15 protein-coding genes are annotated in these 17,823 nt (G+C 71.4%); 12 read left to right on the forward strand and 3 right to left on the reverse strand.

The features are described 5' to 3' along the window. Positions 1-3 precede the first annotated feature (3 nt). Both ACGFJ2_RS52200 and ACGFJ2_RS52205 read left to right on the forward strand, forming a co-directional pair. Complete coding sequence (locus ACGFJ2_RS52200; RefSeq protein ID WP_393481621.1) at positions 4-4,455, forward strand: hypothetical protein; 4,452 nt, start codon at positions 4-6, stop codon at positions 4,453-4,455. Then, positions 4,452-4,988: a hypothetical protein gene (locus ACGFJ2_RS52205; protein ID WP_393481624.1), complete on the forward strand. Its 537-nt coding sequence runs from the start codon at positions 4,452-4,454 to the stop codon at positions 4,986-4,988. Before ACGFJ2_RS52200 ends, ACGFJ2_RS52205 begins: the two co-directional genes overlap by 4 nt. Positions 4,989-5,013: 25 nt before the next feature. On the opposite strand, the gene ACGFJ2_RS52210 is transcribed toward ACGFJ2_RS52205, so the two are convergent. Further along, a complete protein-coding gene (locus tag ACGFJ2_RS52210) occupies positions 5,014-5,616 on the reverse strand; it encodes a TetR/AcrR family transcriptional regulator (protein ID WP_357957771.1) in 603 nt (200 codons plus the stop codon). A gap of 62 nt (positions 5,617-5,678) precedes the next feature. On the opposite strand from ACGFJ2_RS52210, the gene ACGFJ2_RS52215 reads away from it, so the two are divergent. Continuing rightward, positions 5,679-6,617: a beta-ketoacyl-ACP synthase III gene (locus tag ACGFJ2_RS52215; protein ID WP_357957773.1), complete on the forward strand. Its 939-nt coding sequence runs from the start codon at positions 5,679-5,681 to the stop codon at positions 6,615-6,617. Here ACGFJ2_RS52215 and ACGFJ2_RS52220 read toward each other — a convergent pair. After that, complete coding sequence (locus tag ACGFJ2_RS52220) at positions 6,614-7,207, reverse strand: TetR/AcrR family transcriptional regulator (protein WP_393481629.1); 594 nt, start codon at positions 7,205-7,207, stop codon at positions 6,614-6,616. The genes ACGFJ2_RS52215 and ACGFJ2_RS52220 overlap by 4 nt on opposite strands. Positions 7,208-7,272: 65 nt before the next feature. Here ACGFJ2_RS52220 and ACGFJ2_RS52225 point away from each other — a divergent pair, with 65 nt between their 5' ends. The 5 genes from ACGFJ2_RS52225 (at position 7,273) to ACGFJ2_RS52245 (ending at position 13,627) form a co-directional block, all read left to right on the forward strand. Further along, positions 7,273-8,523 carry an FAD-dependent oxidoreductase gene (locus ACGFJ2_RS52225; protein WP_393481632.1) on the forward strand — a complete coding sequence of 417 codons (1,251 nt, stop codon included), beginning with the start codon at positions 7,273-7,275 and terminating at the stop codon, positions 8,521-8,523. Positions 8,524-8,567: 44 nt separating this feature from the next. Further along, positions 8,568-8,903, forward strand: coding sequence for an antibiotic biosynthesis monooxygenase (locus ACGFJ2_RS52230; RefSeq protein ID WP_357651355.1), 336 nt, complete (start codon positions 8,568-8,570; stop codon positions 8,901-8,903). A 35-nt stretch (positions 8,904-8,938) separates the two neighbouring features. Continuing rightward, on the forward strand, positions 8,939-9,529 hold the full coding sequence (locus ACGFJ2_RS52235; RefSeq protein ID WP_393481635.1) for a DinB family protein: 591 nt from the start codon (positions 8,939-8,941) through the stop codon (positions 9,527-9,529). A gap of 39 nt (positions 9,530-9,568) precedes the next feature. Continuing rightward, the gene (locus ACGFJ2_RS52240; protein ID WP_393481638.1) at positions 9,569-12,451 is read left to right on the forward strand and encodes a BTAD domain-containing putative transcriptional regulator; all 2,883 of its coding nucleotides are present in this window, start codon (positions 9,569-9,571) and stop codon (positions 12,449-12,451) included. Positions 12,452-12,613: 162 nt separating this feature from the next. Continuing rightward, complete coding sequence (locus tag ACGFJ2_RS52245) at positions 12,614-13,627, forward strand: fatty acid desaturase family protein (protein WP_393481641.1); 1,014 nt, start codon at positions 12,614-12,616, stop codon at positions 13,625-13,627. Here ACGFJ2_RS52245 and ACGFJ2_RS52250 read toward each other — a convergent pair. After that, positions 13,624-13,842: a hypothetical protein gene (locus ACGFJ2_RS52250; RefSeq protein WP_357957783.1), complete on the reverse strand. Its 219-nt coding sequence runs from the start codon at positions 13,840-13,842 to the stop codon at positions 13,624-13,626. The genes ACGFJ2_RS52245 and ACGFJ2_RS52250 overlap by 4 nt on opposite strands. Before the next feature lie 65 nt (positions 13,843-13,907). Here ACGFJ2_RS52250 and ACGFJ2_RS52255 point away from each other — a divergent pair, with 65 nt between their 5' ends. The 4 genes from ACGFJ2_RS52255 (at position 13,908) to ACGFJ2_RS52270 (ending at position 17,794) form a co-directional block, all read left to right on the forward strand. Then, positions 13,908-15,032 (forward strand): sensor histidine kinase, encoded by a 1,125-nt coding sequence (locus ACGFJ2_RS52255; protein ID WP_393481644.1) that lies wholly within the window; start codon positions 13,908-13,910, stop codon positions 15,030-15,032. Continuing rightward, the gene (locus tag ACGFJ2_RS52260; RefSeq protein WP_357957787.1) at positions 15,029-15,697 is read left to right on the forward strand and encodes a response regulator transcription factor; all 669 of its coding nucleotides are present in this window, start codon (positions 15,029-15,031) and stop codon (positions 15,695-15,697) included. The genes ACGFJ2_RS52255 and ACGFJ2_RS52260 overlap by 4 nt, the downstream gene beginning before the upstream one ends. 96 nt (positions 15,698-15,793) lie before the next feature. After that, positions 15,794-17,044 (forward strand): cytochrome ubiquinol oxidase subunit I, encoded by a 1,251-nt coding sequence (locus ACGFJ2_RS52265; RefSeq protein WP_358181996.1) that lies wholly within the window; start codon positions 15,794-15,796, stop codon positions 17,042-17,044. Between the two features lie 9 nt (positions 17,045-17,053). Beyond that, a complete protein-coding gene (locus ACGFJ2_RS52270; RefSeq protein ID WP_393481648.1) occupies positions 17,054-17,794 on the forward strand; it encodes a cytochrome d ubiquinol oxidase subunit II in 741 nt (246 codons plus the stop codon). Positions 17,795-17,823: the final 29 nt, after the last annotated feature.

Genomic DNA, 17,823 nt, shown 5'->3' on the forward strand with positions numbered 1-17,823 from the left:
CTGATGGGGCTGGATCTGGGGTTGGTCCCCGAGCTGGTCAGGCATCTGGCGTTGCCGCTGACGGCCGGCGCGTTCCCGGAGGCCGTTCCGGACGCGCTGGTGCGGGAGGCCGAGGCGCTGGAGGCGCTGGCCGACGAGCTGGCCGCCATCCGCGTCGAGGACGCCGAGCCGGTGCTGCGCTACCTGAAGGGCTCGGAATGGGACGGCGCCGCCAAGGACGCCTTCCAGCGGGTCCTGAACTTGCTCGCCGGTGACGGGCGGACGGCGCCTCAACTGGCGAACCTGGAGGGTGACGCGCTGCTGAAGCGGGTGGAGAAGGCCATCCGCCAGGAGGCCCGGCGGCTGCGCGACCACGCGGAGGACATGGAGCACACCCAGTGGATGCAGTACGCGGCGCTGGCGCTGCTCGCGCTGGCCATCGCCCGGCTGCTGGTGTGGGTGTACCTGTACGGGCCGTCGGTGCTGAAGCTGATCCAGGTGCGCACGCTGATGACCCGGATGTCGATCCAGGCGCTCAAGTGGCGGCTGCTGATGAACATGCTGGGCTTCGCCGCGGTGATGGGCGGCCTGGACCTGGCCGTGCAGGCGGCGCAGCTCCTCTTCGGCAACCGGGACAAGCTCGACCTCGAGTCGTTGCTGCTGTCCCTGGGCAACGGGGCGCTGACCGGCCTGGTGTTCACCGGGGTCGACTTCGGGCTGTCGCGCCTGGCCACCCGGGAGCTGGTGTTCATCGTGTCGCGGGCCGAGCTGGGGGTGCGCGACCAGATCGCGGCCATCGGGCAGAGCGTCTACGGGCGGGCGCTGGCCGGCGGCGTGTCGGGCACCGTGGGATCGATACCCGGGCTGGCCCTCAGCGACCAGCTCGACCCGGCGCACCTGTTCTACTCCTTCGTGGCGGGCACGGCCGGAGGCATCGGCATCCCGCAGAGCGCCCGGACCCACTACATGCCGAGGGCCGGCGACGCGCCGGAACTGATGCACGGCGCCGAGCCGGTCGCGGGCGGGCGGTCCACCGGCGCGGACCTGTCCTCCGGCACGGAGCTGTCCTCCGCCCGGCACCCCACCGGTCCGGAGCACAGTCTGACGCACGGTCAGGGGCGCGGCCTGGGCGGAGAGGCCGCAGGGGTCAGAACCTCGGACGGGTCCGAGCCGCGGCGGGTCATCGAGCCGACCCAGGTGGTGCTGAGCGGTGAGAGGCCCCAGGCTCCGGGCGGGCCGGAGCAGCGGATCCGCCCGACGGACGCGCGTCCGGCCGGTGACGCCCAGCTGACCGGCCAGGTCGCTCGCCCGGCGCTCGGCGGCCGTGCGGCGCCCGCGGCGGTGGCGCACGGCCAGGCGGGCGTGCTGGGCCACATATCCGGCGCGTCGAACGCCACGCCAGGGCACCCGCAGCCCCTCCACGACCTCCCGCTCCGCACGCCGTACGTGCCGCCCACCCCGCCACTGCCGGGCCCAGACGCGCAGGACGGCCTCCCCCGCCAGGCGGACTCACAGCAGGGCGCCGACCGCGCCGCCGGCTCACAGCAGGTCACCGACCGCACCGCCGGCTCGCAGCAGGGCGACGGCGGGGCCGTCGTGCCCGGCTCGGACCGCCCGGCCGCCCTCGACCAGGCCCGGGATCCGGTGAACACGGTTCCGGACCCGGCGACGCACACCCAGGACGGGGTCCCCGCACCGCGCGAGGGCGCGCCCGCCGGAGCTCACCTCGTGGACGGCGACGGCACCGGCAGGGGCCGCATCGACCAGCTCATCAACCGGGACGGCACTCCCCCGCCGCCCCTGGATCCCGACGTGACCTCCTTGGGCCGCCGCATCGCGCGCAGGCTGGAGACCGCGGTGCCGGACGAGGCGTGGGCGCATACCTTCGGGACGATGGCCCGCACCGTGACCTCCACCATGCAAAACCCCACCGCGAAAGACATGATCACCCAGCTCCACAAGCTGTCGCGTACCGTGGGCATGCCTGTCGCCTTCGACGGGCTGGTACGCGTCTTCGACGAGGCGCAGCGGCAAGGATTCGATCCCGCCGGGGCGACGAACAGGTTGGATCTGGTCGATCGGCTGGAGCTGTACCGGAAGACGGACCCACTGCTTTTTCCCGGCCTGTGGCTCGCCGAAGGGGAGCCCGTGCGCCCCTCCTTCGGGCTCGCGCGGACGCTCGGCCGGATTGATCTGGCGATCGGCTCCGCCAACGGCACCACGCGCGAGATCAGGGTCAATCAGCTTCGCCGCCTCACGTTCGACCTGGACCTCGGGCTCTACTCGCTTGATCACTTAGGGCGCCTGTTCCTGGACGCCGAGGCGAGAGGCATGGACGTCCAGGGCGTGGCAGGGCGGCACGACCTGGTGCGCGAGTTGGAGCGGGCCCGGGAGAGCGACTCCGAGCTGTGGGACGGGCTACGGATCGCGGACGAGCACGCCATCGCCGGGCTCGGCGACCCGGCCGCGCGGGCGATCAGCCGTACCGACCGGGCGCTCCGCTCGGTCGCGCCCGATGGTCGGCTGCGTAACCTGGCGGCCGAGGCGGGATTCTCGCACGCGCTCCGGACGTTCTCCGAGATGCTCGTGGAGGTGGACACGCACGGTGCCCTCCCGGAACGGCCGGCGACCCACGCGGAGCTCGTGGAGAGCCTCACGCGGTACCGCGAACGCGACATGGACGGCTGGGACGTGCGTGTCATGGACGAGCGATTCCCCGCCGCGGGCCTGGACCCGGCGAAGGCCGCGCTCCTGGGCCGGATGGACCGCGTCATCGTCGGCGACGGCGCGCCGCGTCCCCCGCTGGACCCGCTGCCCGGACTGTCGCGCGAACTGGGCCTCGGCGACCGGATAGGCCGCCTCGCCCACGTGGCCGAGCGCGCGCAGCGGCTCGGCTTCGACCCGGTAGGCGCTCCTGACCGGGCGGCGCTGGTGGCGGCGCTGCGGGGATACATGGACACCACCCCGGACACTTGGGCAAGGCTGCGGGTGTCCGACCGGTACGCGACCGGGCTCGGCGAGCCCGCAACGCGTGCACTTGCGCGCATGGACCGGATCGTGGGCTCGCCGGGCGACGCCCCGGCGTGGGTCCTCGATCCCCTGCGGAAGCTGGCGGGCGATCTCGGCCTGGGGCACTCGGTCCACCAGCTGGCCCACGTGTTCAGGGGGGCCGAGGAGCGCGGGCTGGATCCGGCCGGCGCCGCCGACCGGGCCGACCTCGTCCACCGGCTGAACTCCTATTACCGGGCGCCGGCGGAGGTGCCGTACCGCTTCAGGCCGACCTTGACGCGCCTGGCTGAGGAGGCGCTCACAGACCAGCTCCGCCAGGCGGCCGCCCGTGACGCCGCCGCCAACACGTCGACGGTGCGGGCCCGCGACCGCGTCTCCGACCTGGACGCGGAGCACGCTCGTGCGCTGGAGGCCCGCGCCCGCGCCTGGGACAGCCGGCCCCGCGAGCCGGAGGTCTCCTATCGGTGGAACCCCGAGGCGTTCGAACGCGACCTCGCGGAGGCGTTCAAGCGGGCGGAGCGCGGCGAGCCGGTCGTGCCCTACCTGACCGAGGACGCCACCGGCGGACTGGCCGCGCCCGGGACCGGGTTCAAGTTCGGCCGGGAGATAGAGTACGACCTGCCCGAATCGCTCAAGCCGCACCAGGACGCGATCAACCAGGCCATCGCCCGCGACCTGTACGACGCGGGGCTTACTCGGGATCCGTGGACGCACCCCTACCACACCGGCCACGACGGCGGCTACTACGAGGGCGACAACGGCTGGCGGCTGGAACAGGACGTAACGGTCGCCGGAGAGCTCGTCTCACCACCGCTGTACGACACGCCGCGCACGTGGGCAAGCATCCAGCTCGTGTGCGAGATCATCAAGTCGCACGGCGGCGTGGCGACGCCGAGCACGGGAGGCCACATCCACGTGGACACTTCCGCGTTCGACCACATCCCCGCCTTCTACCAGCGGCTGCTGAGGCTGGTGAACAGAAACTACTTCGACACGTTCCTGCGGCTGATGACGAACCCGGAGCAGGACCGCCACCGGGGGCTCGTCTACTGTAGGCCCAACATGTGGGACTCCGCTGGGTACGTCACACTGGACGAGCTGGTGAGCTCGCAACTCGAGCGCGGCTCCGCGGTCAACGTGCAATCGGTCGAGGGCGGCCGGACAGACCACACGGAGATCCGCCTCCCCGACGGCTCGTTGGACCCCGGCGTCATCCAGACGCAGATCAAAGTGGCGCTGGGAACGGTGGACCTGGCGCTGCGGCTCGGCGACGACCAGTTCCCGCTCAACCACGACGTCAAGGACGTCGCCGGCAACCATACTGAGCACCGCAGGCGCCTGGACTACTCGTCCTATCTGGAGCTGGCCGACCACCTCTACCACCGGGCGGCCGACAAGGCGCAGCTCACGGCCCTGTTCGCGATCACCCGATGGAACGAGAAGAGGGAAGAGCCCTGGTGGCGATGAGTGAAGCGAACCGCGCGGCGGTCGTCATCCGCAACACCTCGGCGGCGGACCGGCCGCCCGCCATGCCGGTCAAGGTCGACGGCTCGTTGTACCGGTACGAGATGATCTTCTCTGGCGGCGGCTCGCGGGCGTACGCGGACGAGCCGGACGAGCTGGTCGGCGCGCTCAGGCCCGGCTACGACGCGCTCGGCACTCCGGAGGAGCGACGCGAGGCGCGCGAGCGGATCGCGCTGGACGCCCAGGTCAGGGCGCAGGCGGAGCTGGCCGCGGCCGGGCCGCTGGAGGAGTGCACGCCTGAGGAGCGGGCCGTGCTGCTCGGCGGCAGGCACGTGCCGCCGGCTCCGGAGGGGTGGGCCGCGCCTGTGCCGCTGGTGCTGGTCACGTCGTTCTACGAGCCGGCCGGGTCACTGCCCCGGCCGCGCGGTCCCGAGGAGCTTCAGGTATGGCTGGACCCGGCGGACGACTGGACGCTCCTGACCAGCCTGCACGCCGCCGGGACGATCCGGGTCGCGATGCTCCGGGATTCCCCCTAAGCGCGCCGGTTCTAAGCGCGCCGCCTTACGGCATGCCCAGGCGAGCCCGTACGGCCCGGCGCGCCCATACGACGGCCTGCCGGTCGCCGTGCAGCTGCAGGGTGTGATTCAGGGCCATGACCAGGCCGTGCAGCTCGAACACCAGCTGATCGACCTCGGTGCCGCCCGGCAGGTCCCCGGCGGCCACGGCCCGCCGCGTCTCCTTGAGCAGCCGCCCCCGCCAGGCGTCGAACCGGGCCGCCACCGCGTCGCGCACCGCCCCCACGCGCCCGTCGAACTCGTGGGCCGCGGCGACGAAGAAGCAGCCTCCGGGGAAGACGCCGCGCTCCAGGTAGGAGATCCACTCCTCGCAGAGCGCCCGCAGCCGGCGCAGTCCCGGCTCGACCCGGATGACCGGCTCCCAGACCTCCGCGCGGAAGACCTCGCCGGCCCGTTCCAGCACGGCCAGCTGCAGCGCCTCTTTCGAGCCGAAATGACCAAGAACGCCGGACTTGCTCATGCCGAGCTCGGTCGCGAGGCGGCCGATGGTCAGCCCTTCCAGCCCTTCGAGGGAGGCGATGGCGACCGAGCGGTCGAGGATGGCGGAGCGCGTGCCGAGGGCCTCCGCCACGGATCTCCGTGGACTCATCCAGGCAGTTTAGCGTTCGGCGCCGTTTAGCGTCCGAACGGTCGGTTGCTATAGTCCCGCCCATGACTGGATCAAGACTCGTCGCCACCGGCCACTATCAGCCCGCCAAAGTGCTGACCAACGACGACCTCGCCGCCATGGTCGACACCTCCGACGAGTGGATCACCAAGCGGGTCGGGATCCGTACCAGACACATGGCCGGGCCGGAGGAAGGCGTGACCGAGCTGGCCGGGCACGCGGCGGCCAAGGCGCTGGCCGGCAGTGGGCTGGACGCCGCCGACATCGACCTCGTCCTCGTGGCCACCTGCACCCAGACCGAGCGGGCGCCGAACATCGCCTCCCGCGTCGCGGCCAAACTCGGCGTTCCGGACGCGGCCGTCATGGACCTGGGCGTCTCGTGCTCCGGCTTCACCCACGCGCTGGCCATGGCCGACCACACGATCAAGGCGGGGGCCGCCACGCATGCCCTGGTCGTGGGGGTGGACAAGATGACGGCCGTGACGGACTGGACCGACCGTACGACGTGCGTACTGACCGGCGACGGCGCCGGGGCGGCGGTGCTCAGCGCGGCGGCGGAGCCGGAGATCGGGCCCGTCGTCTGGGGCTCGGCCCCCGAGCTGGGCAACGCGGTGCGCATCGGCGGCACGCCGACCCGCTTCGCCCAGGACGGCCAGACCGTCTACCGCTGGGCCACCACGCGGCTGCCGGAGATCGCCCGGCGCGCGTGTGAACGTGGCGGCGTCAAGCCGGAGGAGCTCGCGGCCGTGGTGCTGCACCAGGCGAACCTGCGGATCATCGAGCCGATCGCGCAGAAGCTCGGGGCGGTCAACGCGATCGTGGCCCGTGACGTGGTCGAATCGGGCAACACCTCGGCCGCGAGCGTCCCGCTGGCGCTGTCGAAGCTGCTGGAGCGGGGTGAGGTGCGGCAGGGGGCGCCGATGCTGCTGTTCGGGTTCGGCGGGAATCTCTCGTACGCGGGGATGATCGTCCGCTGCCCCTAACCGTCGCGCAGGTGGTCGGCGAGCCGCTCCAGCTGCTCGGCGTAGTAGTCGCCGAACTCGGGTGAGCCCGGGTCGAGCCCGCAGGCGGCCCGGACGAGGTGCGGGAAGACGATGCCCGCCGCGGCCATCCCGAACAGCGCCACCAGCACCGCGGCCGGGTCCAGGTCGGCGGGGAACTCCCCCGCCTCCTGGCGGGCGCGCAGGTGCTCCAGGTCGCGGCGCACCTCGTCGGCGAAGGCGGGATCTGGCGGGGCGTCGTCGGTGAGCCCCTGCCAGACCAGCAACTTGCCGAAGTCGCGGCGGCTGGAATTGGCGCGCGCGTAGCCCGCGATGAGCCGGCCCAGCGACGACCCGCGATCGGCGAACACGCTCTCCTCGCTCTGCCAGCGGGTGTTCAGCGCGCGGAAGAGCCCCTCCTTGCCGCCGAAGTAGTAAGAGATCAGCTGCTTGTTGACCCCGGCCCTGGCCGCGATCTCGCCGACCCGCGCCCCGGCGAACCCCTTGGCCGCGAACTCCTCCAGCGCCGCCTGAAGGATGCGGGCCTTGGTGCGCTCCGGGTCGCGCTGCTTCTCCTCCGACGCTCGTCTCATGCCCGGAACACTATCATCCATCCGGATGGTTGACATAATCATCCATGCGGTTGATAGTCATGGACATGACAGAGCACATCGCGATCATCGGCGGCGGGGTCGGCGGCCTCTGCCTCGCTCAGGGACTCCTCAAGGCCGGAAAGCACGTCACCGTCTACGAGCGGGACCGCACCCCGGCCGACCGGCTGCAGGGCTACCGGGTGCACATCGACCCCAACGGCGCCCGCGCCCTCCACCACTGCCTGCCGGCGGCGCTCTGGCAGGCGTTCCTCGCCACGACCGGGCAGGGCGGCCAGGACTTCGGCTTCCTCACCGAGCGGCTCGGCACGCTCGCGCTGATCGAGACCCCGCCCGCGGCCGACCCGGCCGACGACCACCACTCCGTGAGCCGCATCACCCTCAGGCAGGTGCTGCTGACCGGGCTGGAGGAGGTGGTGCGGTTCGGCAAGACGTACGAGCGCTACGAACGGCTGCCCGACGGGCGGGTCGAGCTGTTCTTCGCCGACGGCTCCAGCGACATGGCCGACGTCGTGGTCGCCGCCGACGGCGGCAACTCGAGGGTGCGCAAGCAGTATCTGCCGCACGCCGAGCGCGTCGAGACCGGCATCACCACGGTGGCGGGCAAGTTCCCGCTCACCGACGAGACCAGGGCGCTCATCTCGATGCGGCTCGTCGAGGGCCCGAACACCATCATCCCGCCCAAGGGCCTCGGCATGTTCTGCGCGCCGCACGACCTGAGCGACACCGCGCCGGTCGGCGCCATCGGGGCGACCGAGCAGCAGGGCGCGCTGATGGACAACGCCGGCAGCTACATCCTCTGGGCCGTGGGCGCCGCCAAGGACCGCTTCCCCGCCGACGTCGCCGACCTGCCGGGCGCGCGGCTCAAGCGGACGGTGGCGGAGATGGTCGAGTCCTGGCATCCCGATCTGCACAAGCTGATCGACCTGGCCGACCCCGACACGGTCTCGTTGCTGCCGATCCGTACCTCGCTCCCGATCGAGCCGTGGCCGGCCACCACCATCACGCTGCTCGGCGACGCCATCCACAGCATGACGCCGATGCGCGGCATCGGCGCCAACACCGCCCTGCGCGACGCCCGCCTGCTCTGCCTGGCGCTGACCGGCGGGCGCGACACGGTCGAGGCCATCGCGGACTACGAGGAGCGGATGCGCGAGTACGGCTTCGCGGCCGTGCGGGACTCGCTCCGCGCGGCCGAGCAGTTCATCGGCGAGAGCCGGGCCGCCAGGATGGGCTTCAAGGCGTTCCTGCGTACGGTCCAGCGCTTCCCGTCGCTCAAGGCGAAGGTGTTCGCGTAGTCCAACGCCGTACCTTAGCGTTGGAGGAGAGGAGAGGGGTTCCGTTGTCAGTCGTGAAGATCAACGTCCTGACCGTGCCTGCGGAGATGCGGGAGGAGCTGGAGCGACGCTTCTCCAACCGGGCGGGCATGGTGGAGTCGGCCGACGGGTTCGAGTGGTTCGAGCTGCTCAGGCCGGTCGAAGGCACCGACCAGTACCTGGTCTACACCCGCTGGCGCAGCGAGGACGACTTCCAGACGTGGCAGCAGGGTCAGGCCTTCCAGCGCGGGCACGCGCAAGCCGGGGCCGCCCAGGGGCATGGCCACGGCCAGGGGCCCGCCGCGTCCGGATCGCAGCTCTGGTCGTTCGAGGTCGTCCAGAGCGCTAGCCCCAAGAGCTGAGTGGGTCATCAGCGCCGGATGGCAGGATGTCCGGCATGATTGGATCAGAACCGAAGTCGGAACTTCACCGGTACCTGCAGGCGGGCCGCGAAGCCCTCCTGTGGAAGCTCGACGGGCTCTCGGAGTACGACATCCGCCGCCCGCTGACACCTACCGGGACGAACCTGCTGGGACTAATCAAGCACTTGGCCAGCGTCGAGGCAGGGTACTTCGGCGAGACCTTCGGACGGCCCTTCCCCGAGCCGCTACCCTGGATCGAGGACGGCGCCGAGCCCAACGCGGACATGTGGGCGACCGCGGACGAGCCGCGCGAAGACATCGTCGCGCTGTACCACCGGGTATGGGCACACGCAGACGCCACGATCGGAGACCTGGCGCTGGACGCGATGGGCCAGGTGCCGTGGTGGCCGGACGACCGCAGGCAGGTGACGCTGCATCGCATCCTGGTACACATGCTCGCCGAGATTAATCGACACGCCGGGCACGCCGACATCGTCCGGGAGCTCATCGACGGGGCAGCCGGGCTGCGGAAGGGCACCGACAACGTGGTGCCGCCCGGCCAGGCGTCGTGGGAGGGCCATCGCGACCGGCTGGAGCGTGTGGCGCGGGAAGCCGGCGAGAGCTGACCCGGCCCAGGACGGCCAGTGGCCGCTGTTGGAGGGTGGATGCGGATCGGGATCCTGGGGCCGCTCCAGATCGCGGGGGCCGCGGTCGGCGGCGCGCGGGTGCGGGCGCTGCTGATCCGCCTGGCGCTCGATCCCGGCCGGGTGGTGACCAACGACCGGCTGATCGACGACCTGTGGCCGGGTGAGCCGCCCGAGCATCCCATGGCCGCGCTGCAGTCGCTGGTGTCCAGGGCGCGCAGGGAGGCTCCCGGGCTGATCTCCTCCCATCCGAGCGGCTACCTGCTCGACGTACCGGCCGATGAGGTGGACGCGCAGGCGTTCGAGCGGCTGGCCCGCGCGGGCGACGCGCACGCGGCGCTGGCGCTCTGGCGCGGCCCGGCGCTGGGCGGCATCGACCTGCCCTTCGCGCTGGCCCCGGCCGCCCGGCTTGAGGAGCTGCGGCTGGCGGCGCTGGCGAGCCGGATCGCGGCGGACCTGGCCGCGGGCGGCGATGTCGTGGCGGAGCTGGAGGAGCTGGTCGCCGAGCATCGGCTGCGCGAGCCGTTCCACGCGCTGCTGATGCGGGCCATGGTGGCGGACGGACGGCGGGGCCAGGCGCTGGAGGTCTTCGAGCGGATCAGGGCGCGGCTGGCGGACGAGCTGGGCGTCGATCCGGGGGCCGAACTGCGAGAGGCGCACCTCGCGGCACTGCGTGACGAGGAACCGGAGCCCAAGAACAACCTGCCCGCCCGGCTGACCAGCTTCGTCGGCCGCGGCGACGACGTCGCCCGTATCCGGGCACTCCTCGTCGGCCGCAGCGATGACGTCGCCCGCATCCGGGCGCTGACGGGCGCCCGGCTGATCACCCTCGTGGGGCCCGGCGGGGCGGGCAAGACCCGGCTGGCCGTCGAGGCGGCCGCGACGCTGCGCGTGCCCGACGGGGTGTGGCTGGTCGAGCTGGCCCCGGCGGCCGGGGTGCGGGCCGCGCTGGAGGCCGTGTTCAAGACGTCCGACCTGGTCAGGGCGCTGCGCGGCACGTCACCGGTGATCGTGCTGGACAACTGCGAGCACCTGATCGACGAGGCCGCGCGCGTGGCGCAGTGGCTGCTGGGCGAGGTGGCCGGGCTGCGGGTCATCGCCACCAGCCGTGAGCCGCTGAACATCCCCGGCGAGACCCTGCATCCCGTACTCCCGCTGGCGGAGGAGCCCGCCGTGGAGCTGCTCCGCGACCGCGCCGCCGCCGCCCGGCCCGACCTGAGCCCGGACCCGGCCGAGGCCGCGCGGATCTGCCGCGAGCTCGACGGCATCCCGCTGGCCATCGAGCTGGCCGCCGCCCGGCTGCGGACGATGCCGGTGTCCATGCTGGTCGAGCAGCTCGGCGACCGGCTGGGCTTTCGCGGCAGCCGTACCTCCGAACCCAGGCACCGCACGCTGCGCGCGGTCATCGACTGGAGCTGGGACCTGCTGTCGCGGGAGGAGCGGGAGCTGCTGCGGGGGCTGTCGGTGTTCTCCGGCGGGGCGACGGCCGAGGCGATCAGGCAGGTCTGCGGCGGCGATCTCGATCTGCTGTCCGCGCTGGTCGACAAGTCGCTGATCGCGCTCTCCGGTGACCGCTACACGATGCTGGAGACGATCAGGCAGTACGTCGCGGAGACCACCACTGCTGATCTCTTGGAGCTCAGGCAGGCGCATGCCCGCTACTACGCCGAGCTGGCCGAGGCCGCCGAGCCGCATCTGCGGACGGGTGAGCAGGTCAAGTGGCTGGCCGTGCTCGACGCCGAGCAGGGCAACCTGGACGCGGCGTTCCGGCACTCCGACGACCCGCTCCGGGTCATCCTGCCCAGGCTGTGGCCGTGGATCATGCGCGGGCGGCGGCACGAGGTCATCGCGAACGCGACCGCCGCGCTGCGCAGGGTCGGTGACGTCCCGCCCGAGGGGCGGGAGCTGGCCCATGGGCTGTGCATGATGGCCGCCATGGGCGCCGAGCCGAGCCGGGCGGTCCGGGAGTCCGAGCATCCGGCGGCGCTGCACTCCTGGGCGATGGGCGTCGCCATGGGTCCGCCGCCCGATGTGGTGGCCGTCACGGAGGCGAGCGCCCAGCGGCTTCTTGATCATCCCGACACGTGGACCAGGTCGACGGCGCTGCTGGTGGCGGGCATCGTCCGGTTCGAGTACGGGGCGGTCGACGGCGCCGAGTCCCTGCTGGAGCCGGCGCTCGACGGACTGCGCAGGACCGGCGACCGCTGGGGGCAGTGGACCGCCTACTTCTGGCTGTCGCTGGCCGCCGAGAACCGAGGCGACTTCGCCCGCGCGCTGACTCTGGCCAAGGAGCCGGAGCCGATCGCGGCGGAGCTGGCCGGGCTGGGGGCGCCGCTCGGGCCGATGATGTTCCTGCTGCGGCTCAGTCAGCTCATGATGCGCACCGGCGACCACGCGGGCGCCGCCACCGCGCTGGAGCGGGCCTGGCAGGCGGCGCTGCGCTCCGAGGACGCGCTGACCATCGCCCGGGTGACGCACGCCAGAGCCGAGCTGGCCCGGCGCTCCGGCGATCCGGGCGCGGCCGCCCGGCTGCTGCGCGGCGCCCTGGCCATGGACGTCGACGCTCCTCCCCAGTTCAGGGCGTTCATGAACGTCGAGCTGGCCCGCGTGGCCGAGCCGGCCGAGCCGTCGCGCAGGGCGCTGGAGCTCATGGCCACCTGCGAGGACAGGACGGCCCGCGCGACCGTGCTCGAAGGCGTGGCCGAGCACCGCGACCCGCTGATGGCCGCCGAGCTGCTGGGGGCGGCCCGGGTGCTGCGCGGGATCACCGAGTCGGCCGATCCGTACGTGGTCGCGCTGGCCGGGCGGTGCCGGGCGGCGCTGGGCGCCGAGCGCTATGCGGAGGCCCTGGTCAGGGGTGCGGCGATCCCGAATCCGGAGAGGTACGCGCTCTCGTCCCCGTGACAGTCTCCGTCAGCCGCTTTCCTGGCGCCGAGCATGGCTCGGCATGGACCATACTGGGCAGCCTAGTGAGCAGACGCGATGGCGGAGCACTAGCCGTGATCTCTCCTTATCGCGGAGAATGCGCCGGGTGGGGGTAACTTCCACCTCTAAGTAAGGAGACCTGTGGCCGATACAGGCACGCTCGAAACCCGTGGTAGTGACTTCGCCAAACTGGCCCGACAAATCCAGGACGCCGGCCTGCTGGACCGGCGTCCGGCCTACTACGCCGTGCGACTGACCCTGGTATTGGCCGCTTATGTCGGTCTATGGGCGCTGTTCGTGTGGGTCGGCGACTCGTGGTGGCAGCTGCTGGTGGCTGTCGCGCTCGCCGTGGCCTCCGCGCAGATCGGGTTCGTCGCCCACGACCTGGGTCACCGGCAGGTCTTCAGGACCCGCCGGGCGAGCGACATCCTCGGCTTGATCATCGGTGACTTCGGCATCGGCCTGGGCTGGGGCTGGTGGAACACCAAGCACAACCGCCACCACGCCAACCCCAACCACGAGGACGAGGACCCCGACGTCTCGCCCGCCGTGATCGTCTGGTCGACCGACCAGGTGGAGCGGAGCCGGGGGTTGCCGAGGTTCATCGCCAAGTGGCAGGCGTACTGGTTCTTCCCGCTGCTCACGCTGGAGGCGTGGCATCTGCACATCGCCAGTGTCAAGGCGGTGTTCCAGCCGACGACGAAGCACCGCAGGATGGAGGGAGCGCTGCTGCTGGCGCACTTCGCCTGCTACTTCGGCCTGATCTTCGCCGTGCTGCCGTTCGGCATGGCGCTGCTCTTCCTGGTGGTGCACCAGGGGCTGTTCGGGGTCTATCTGGGCAGCACGTTCGCGCCGAACCACAAGGGCATGCCGATCCTCACCAAGGAGGACAAGCTCGACTACCTCCGCAAGCAGGTGCTGACCTCGCGCAACGTCAAGGGCGGCGTGTTCGTGGACGTGGCGCTCGGGCAGCTCAACTACCAGATCGAGCACCACCTGTTCCCCAACATGCCGTCGCCGAACCTGCGCAAGGCCCAGCCGATCGTCCGGCAGTACTGCGCCGACCTGGGGGTCAGCTACCTGGAGACGGGACTGATCACCTCGTACGGGCAGGCCCTGCGGCATCTGCACGAAGTGGGCGCGCCCCTGCGCTAGCCACTGGCGCCCTTGAGACGTCGGAGGAGGTCGTCTCGGCGGCCTTCCAGCTCCGCGATCAGCTCTTCCTGCTCGTCCGCCATGCTGATCATCGCGCTGATCTCCACCTGGTCGGTGGCGCCCATGTCGCGGATCTGGTCACGCAGGTCCTTGGTCTCGGCACGCAGCCTGGCCAGGTCCTCTTCGACGTGCCGCAAGTCGTCTTGTTCGCTCATGCTCCGGCTCTACCCATTGCGGGGCGGTTGGCCACCCGAGCGGTCCTCCGTACAGAATGGGCCCCATGCGAAGGTTGTCGGCCAGCACCATCGTGTCGGTCGCGGTGGTCATCGTCGTACTGGCAGGTACGGTCGCCACCTCCTTCTTTCAGCCCGCCCTGGCACCGAACGCGCTCGACATCGTGCTGCCGCTCTTGGCCAGTGCCGGGGTGCTGGCGCGGCGCCGCTACCCGGTGGTGGCGCTGATCGTCGTGCTGGCGGCCGTCGCGCTCTACTATCCCCTGGCCCGGCTCGACGGGCCGATCCTGATCATGGCGTTCGTCGTCCTCTACACCGCCGCCGACCTGGGCCACCTGATCGCCGCCATCGCCGCGGGCGCGACCACGATGCTGGCCATGGGCCTGGGCGAGACCGGCGGGACCAGGCATGTGGACGACAGTATGTTCATCCTGATCACCGGATGGGTAGTGGCCGCGGTCGCCGGTGGGGGCGTCACCCGCAACCGGCGCGCCTATCTCCGGGAGGCCGAGCAGCGCGTGCTCGACGCCCTGCACGGCAAGGAGGAGGAGGCCAGGCGGCGGGCGAGCGAGGAGCGGCTGCGCATCGCCAGGGAGCTGCACGACCTCCTGGGGCACAACATCTCGATGATCAACGTGCAGGCCGCGGCGGCGCTGCACGGGCTGAAGAAGCGGCCGGAGGACGCGGAGGCCGCGCTCCGGGCGATCAAGGAGGCCAGCAAGGAGACGCTGCGCGAGCTGCGTACCACGCTCGGCGTGTTGCGGCAGGTGGACGAGGGCGCGCCGACCGCGCCCGCCGACAGCCTGGCCCGGATGGAGGCGCTGGTCGCGGCGTCGGGGCTGGACGTGCGGACCGAGCTGTCGGGGCCGCTGGACGAGGTGCCGGCCGAGGTGGACCTGGCCGCGGCGCGCATCATCAGGGAGGCCCTGACGAACGTCTCCCGGCACTCGGGAGCCGATACGGCTCGGCTGACCGTCACCCACGACTCCGGACATATCGTTATCCGCGTGGAGGATGATGGTCCGGGCGCGACGTTCACCGGCGGGACCGGGTTCGGGCTGCAAGGCATGCGGGAGCGCGCCACCGCGCTGGGCGGCACACTGGAGGCGGGCCCCCGGCCTGATGGCGGCTTCCAGGTCGTCGCCCACTTACCGCTGAACGGAGTTCGATGATCCGCACCGTACTCGCCGATGACCAGAATCTCGTACGGGCTGGGTTCCGGTCCATCCTGAGCGACGAGGACGGCATCGAGGTGGTCGGCGAGGCGGCCAACGGCGCCGAGGCCGTGGCCAAGGCCCGCGAGCTGCGGCCCGACGTGGTGCTGATGGACATCCGGATGCCCGAGCTGGACGGCCTGGAGGCGACCCGCGCGATCGTCACCGATCCGCGGCTCGACGGCGTCAAGGTGATCATCCTGACCACGTTCGACCTCGACGACTACGTCTACGGGGCGCTCCGGGCGGGGGCCAGCGGGTTCCTGGTCAAGGACACGGAGCCGGCCGAGCTGATCCACGCGGTGCGCGTGGTGGCCAGAGGTGACGCGCTGATCGCGCCCTCGGTGACCCGGCGGCTGATCGCCGAGTTCGCGGGCCGGGTCAAGCGCCCGGAGCCGGGCCCCCGGCTCAACGCGCTCACCGAGCGGGAGCGCGAGGTCATGGCGCTGGTCGCGGCCGGGCTGTCCAACGACGAGATCGCGGCCCGGCTGGTGCTCAGCCCGGCCACGGCCAAGACGCACGTCAGCCGCATCATGACCAAGCTCGGCACGCGCGACCGGGCGCAGCTCGTGGTGCTCGCCTACGAGGCCGGCATGATCACCCCAGGCTGGCTTACTCCCTGAGTTGTACGGCGGGCGGCCGGTTGACACCACAGGTGTACGGCAGGTGCCCGCCCCAGCATGACGCGGCGGAGATGACCTTGGCCAGAACCTCTGACCATGGAGACCGTAGACCTCGCCCGCCTGCAGTTCGCCCTCACCGCGGGGGCGCACTTCCTGTTCGTCGCGCTGACCCTCGGCCTGGCGACGCTGGTGGCCGTCATCCAGACCTGGGCCACCTTGACCCGCAGCCCGGTGCACATGCGGATGACGCGGTTCTGGGGGCAGCTCTACATCATCAACTACGCGATGGGCATCGTCACCGGGCTCGTCATGGAGTTCCAGCTCGGGCTGTCGTGGAGCGGGCTCACCGAGTTCGCCGGGAACGTGTTCGGCTCGTCCCTGGCGATCGAGACGATCGTGGCGTTCTTCATCGAGTCCACCTTCCTGGGCCTGTGGATCTTCGGCTGGAACAAGCTCAACCGCTGGGCGCACCTGGCACTGATCTGGGTCGTCACGCTGACGGCCTACGCCTCGGCGTTCTGGATCCTGATCTCCAACGGCTTCCTGCAGAACCCGGTGGGCTACCAGCTCAAGGACGGCGTCCTGCACCTCACCGACTTCGGCGCGCTGGTGGCCAATCCGGCGGCGCTGGTCGCCTTCTTCCACATCGGCGGCGGCGCGCTGATCGTCGGTGGCTTCCTCATGGCCGGGGTGAGCGCGTACCACCTGGCCAAGCGCACGACCGAGCAGGACTTCTTCCGCAAGTCGCTGCGCATCGGGATCTGCGTGGCGCTGCCCGCGACGCTGTTCACCGCGACGTTCGGCGGACTCGGCTTCGACACGATGCAGCTGACCAAGCTGGCCGCCTGGTCGGGCAGCGCGCGGCGGATGGCCGAGGTGCAGGCGGACATGGTGGCCATGTACGGTCCGGGCGACTACCTGCCGTCGCTGGGGTGGGTGCGCGCCTCTGGGATCACCATGATGTCGCTCTTCGCGGTGCTCTTCTTCGTCTCCGGGGCGAGCTTTCTGCTGATGCTGTTCCGGCCGGTCGTACGGGGCTTCCGGCCGTGGCACTGGCTGCTGACGGCGCTGATCCCCGTCCCGTTCGTGACCATGATCGCCGGCTGGATGTTCCGTGAGATGGGGCGTCAGCCCTGGGCCGTGTACGGCCTGCTGAAGACCGCCGACGCCATGTCACCGGTGTCCTACGGGCAGATCAGGTTCTCGCTGACCGCGTTCGTCACCGTGTTCGCCGTACTCATCCTGGTCAACTACTGGCTGCTGGCCAGGACTGCCCGTAAGGGGCCGGATGCCGTCGCGCTGGGCGACCGCCCGCTCGAGACCGTCGCCCCCGTACTGACCTTCTGAGGAGCCGTCATGGAGATCCTTATTCTGGCCTTCTTCGCGATCGGCTACCTCGTGCTGGCCGGAGCGGACATCGGCGTCGGCATGGTGCTGCCGTATCTGGGCCGCACTCCGGGCGAGCGACGTGAGGCGATCGCCGCGATCGCGCCGTTCTTCCTCGGCAACGAGGTGTGGCTGGTGGCCACAGCCGGAGTGCTCGCCGGGCTCTTCCCTGCTCTGGAGGGCTCGCTGCTGAGCGGCAACTACTCGCTCGTCGTGGCGCTGCTGCTCTCCTGGGTCATCCGGGACATGGGCCTGTGGCTGCGTGGGCGGCTGGCGGGCGTCCGGTGGCAGCGGTTCTGGGACGGCGCCGTCGTGGCGGGCAGTTGGGGGCTGGCGCTCAGCTGGGGTTCGCTGCTCAGTGACGTATTGCTCGGCATCCATGGGCCTCTCGCGCTGCTGCCCGCCCTGCTGGTGGCCGCGCTGTTCGCCACGCACGGGCTGTCGTTCGCGGCGCTGCGGCTGCGGGGCGTGCTGCGCGAGCGCGCGGCGGTGCTGTCCGGCGGCACCGGGGAGGGCCGCACGTACGCCCTGACGGCGACGGCCCTGGTGGCGATCGGCGTCCTGGCGGGCTTCCGGCTGCCTCTGGCCCCGGGCACCTCGGGCGCGCTCCTGGTGCCGGTCATCCTCACGCTGATCCCGTTCCTGGTGGCCTCACAGGCGTGGGTCTGGTGGACCTTCCGTCACCGGGTTACCGGGCCGTCGTACCTGTAACCGGGGGGACGCCGCCCTTGGGCCGGCCA

The organism is Nonomuraea sp. NPDC049028, from assembly GCF_043197735.1.
In the GTDB taxonomy this organism is placed as follows: domain Bacteria; phylum Actinomycetota; class Actinomycetes; order Streptosporangiales; family Streptosporangiaceae; genus Nonomuraea.

Coding starts and splice junctions, on each gene's coding strand:
- ACGFJ2_RS52200 (WP_393481621.1), top strand. CDS start 4: ATGGGGCTGGATCTGGGGTTGGTCCCCGAGCTGGTCAGGCATCTGGCG.
- ACGFJ2_RS52205 (WP_393481624.1), top strand. CDS start 4,452: ATGAGTGAAGCGAACCGCGCGGCGGTCGTCATCCGCAACACCTCGGCG.
- ACGFJ2_RS52210 (WP_357957771.1), bottom strand. CDS start 5,616: ATGAGTCCACGGAGATCCGTGGCGGAGGCCCTCGGCACGCGCTCCGCC.
- ACGFJ2_RS52215 (WP_357957773.1), top strand. CDS start 5,679: ATGACTGGATCAAGACTCGTCGCCACCGGCCACTATCAGCCCGCCAAA.
- ACGFJ2_RS52220 (WP_393481629.1), bottom strand. CDS start 7,207: ATGAGACGAGCGTCGGAGGAGAAGCAGCGCGACCCGGAGCGCACCAAG.
- ACGFJ2_RS52225 (WP_393481632.1), top strand. CDS start 7,273: ATGACAGAGCACATCGCGATCATCGGCGGCGGGGTCGGCGGCCTCTGC.
- ACGFJ2_RS52235 (WP_393481635.1), top strand. CDS start 8,939: ATGATTGGATCAGAACCGAAGTCGGAACTTCACCGGTACCTGCAGGCG.
- ACGFJ2_RS52240 (WP_393481638.1), top strand. CDS start 9,569: ATGCGGATCGGGATCCTGGGGCCGCTCCAGATCGCGGGGGCCGCGGTC.
- ACGFJ2_RS52250 (WP_357957783.1), bottom strand. CDS start 13,842: ATGAGCGAACAAGACGACTTGCGGCACGTCGAAGAGGACCTGGCCAGG.
- ACGFJ2_RS52255 (WP_393481644.1), top strand. CDS start 13,908: ATGCGAAGGTTGTCGGCCAGCACCATCGTGTCGGTCGCGGTGGTCATC.
- ACGFJ2_RS52260 (WP_357957787.1), top strand. CDS start 15,029: ATGATCCGCACCGTACTCGCCGATGACCAGAATCTCGTACGGGCTGGG.
- ACGFJ2_RS52265 (WP_358181996.1), top strand. CDS start 15,794: ATGGAGACCGTAGACCTCGCCCGCCTGCAGTTCGCCCTCACCGCGGGG.
- ACGFJ2_RS52270 (WP_393481648.1), top strand. CDS start 17,054: ATGGAGATCCTTATTCTGGCCTTCTTCGCGATCGGCTACCTCGTGCTG.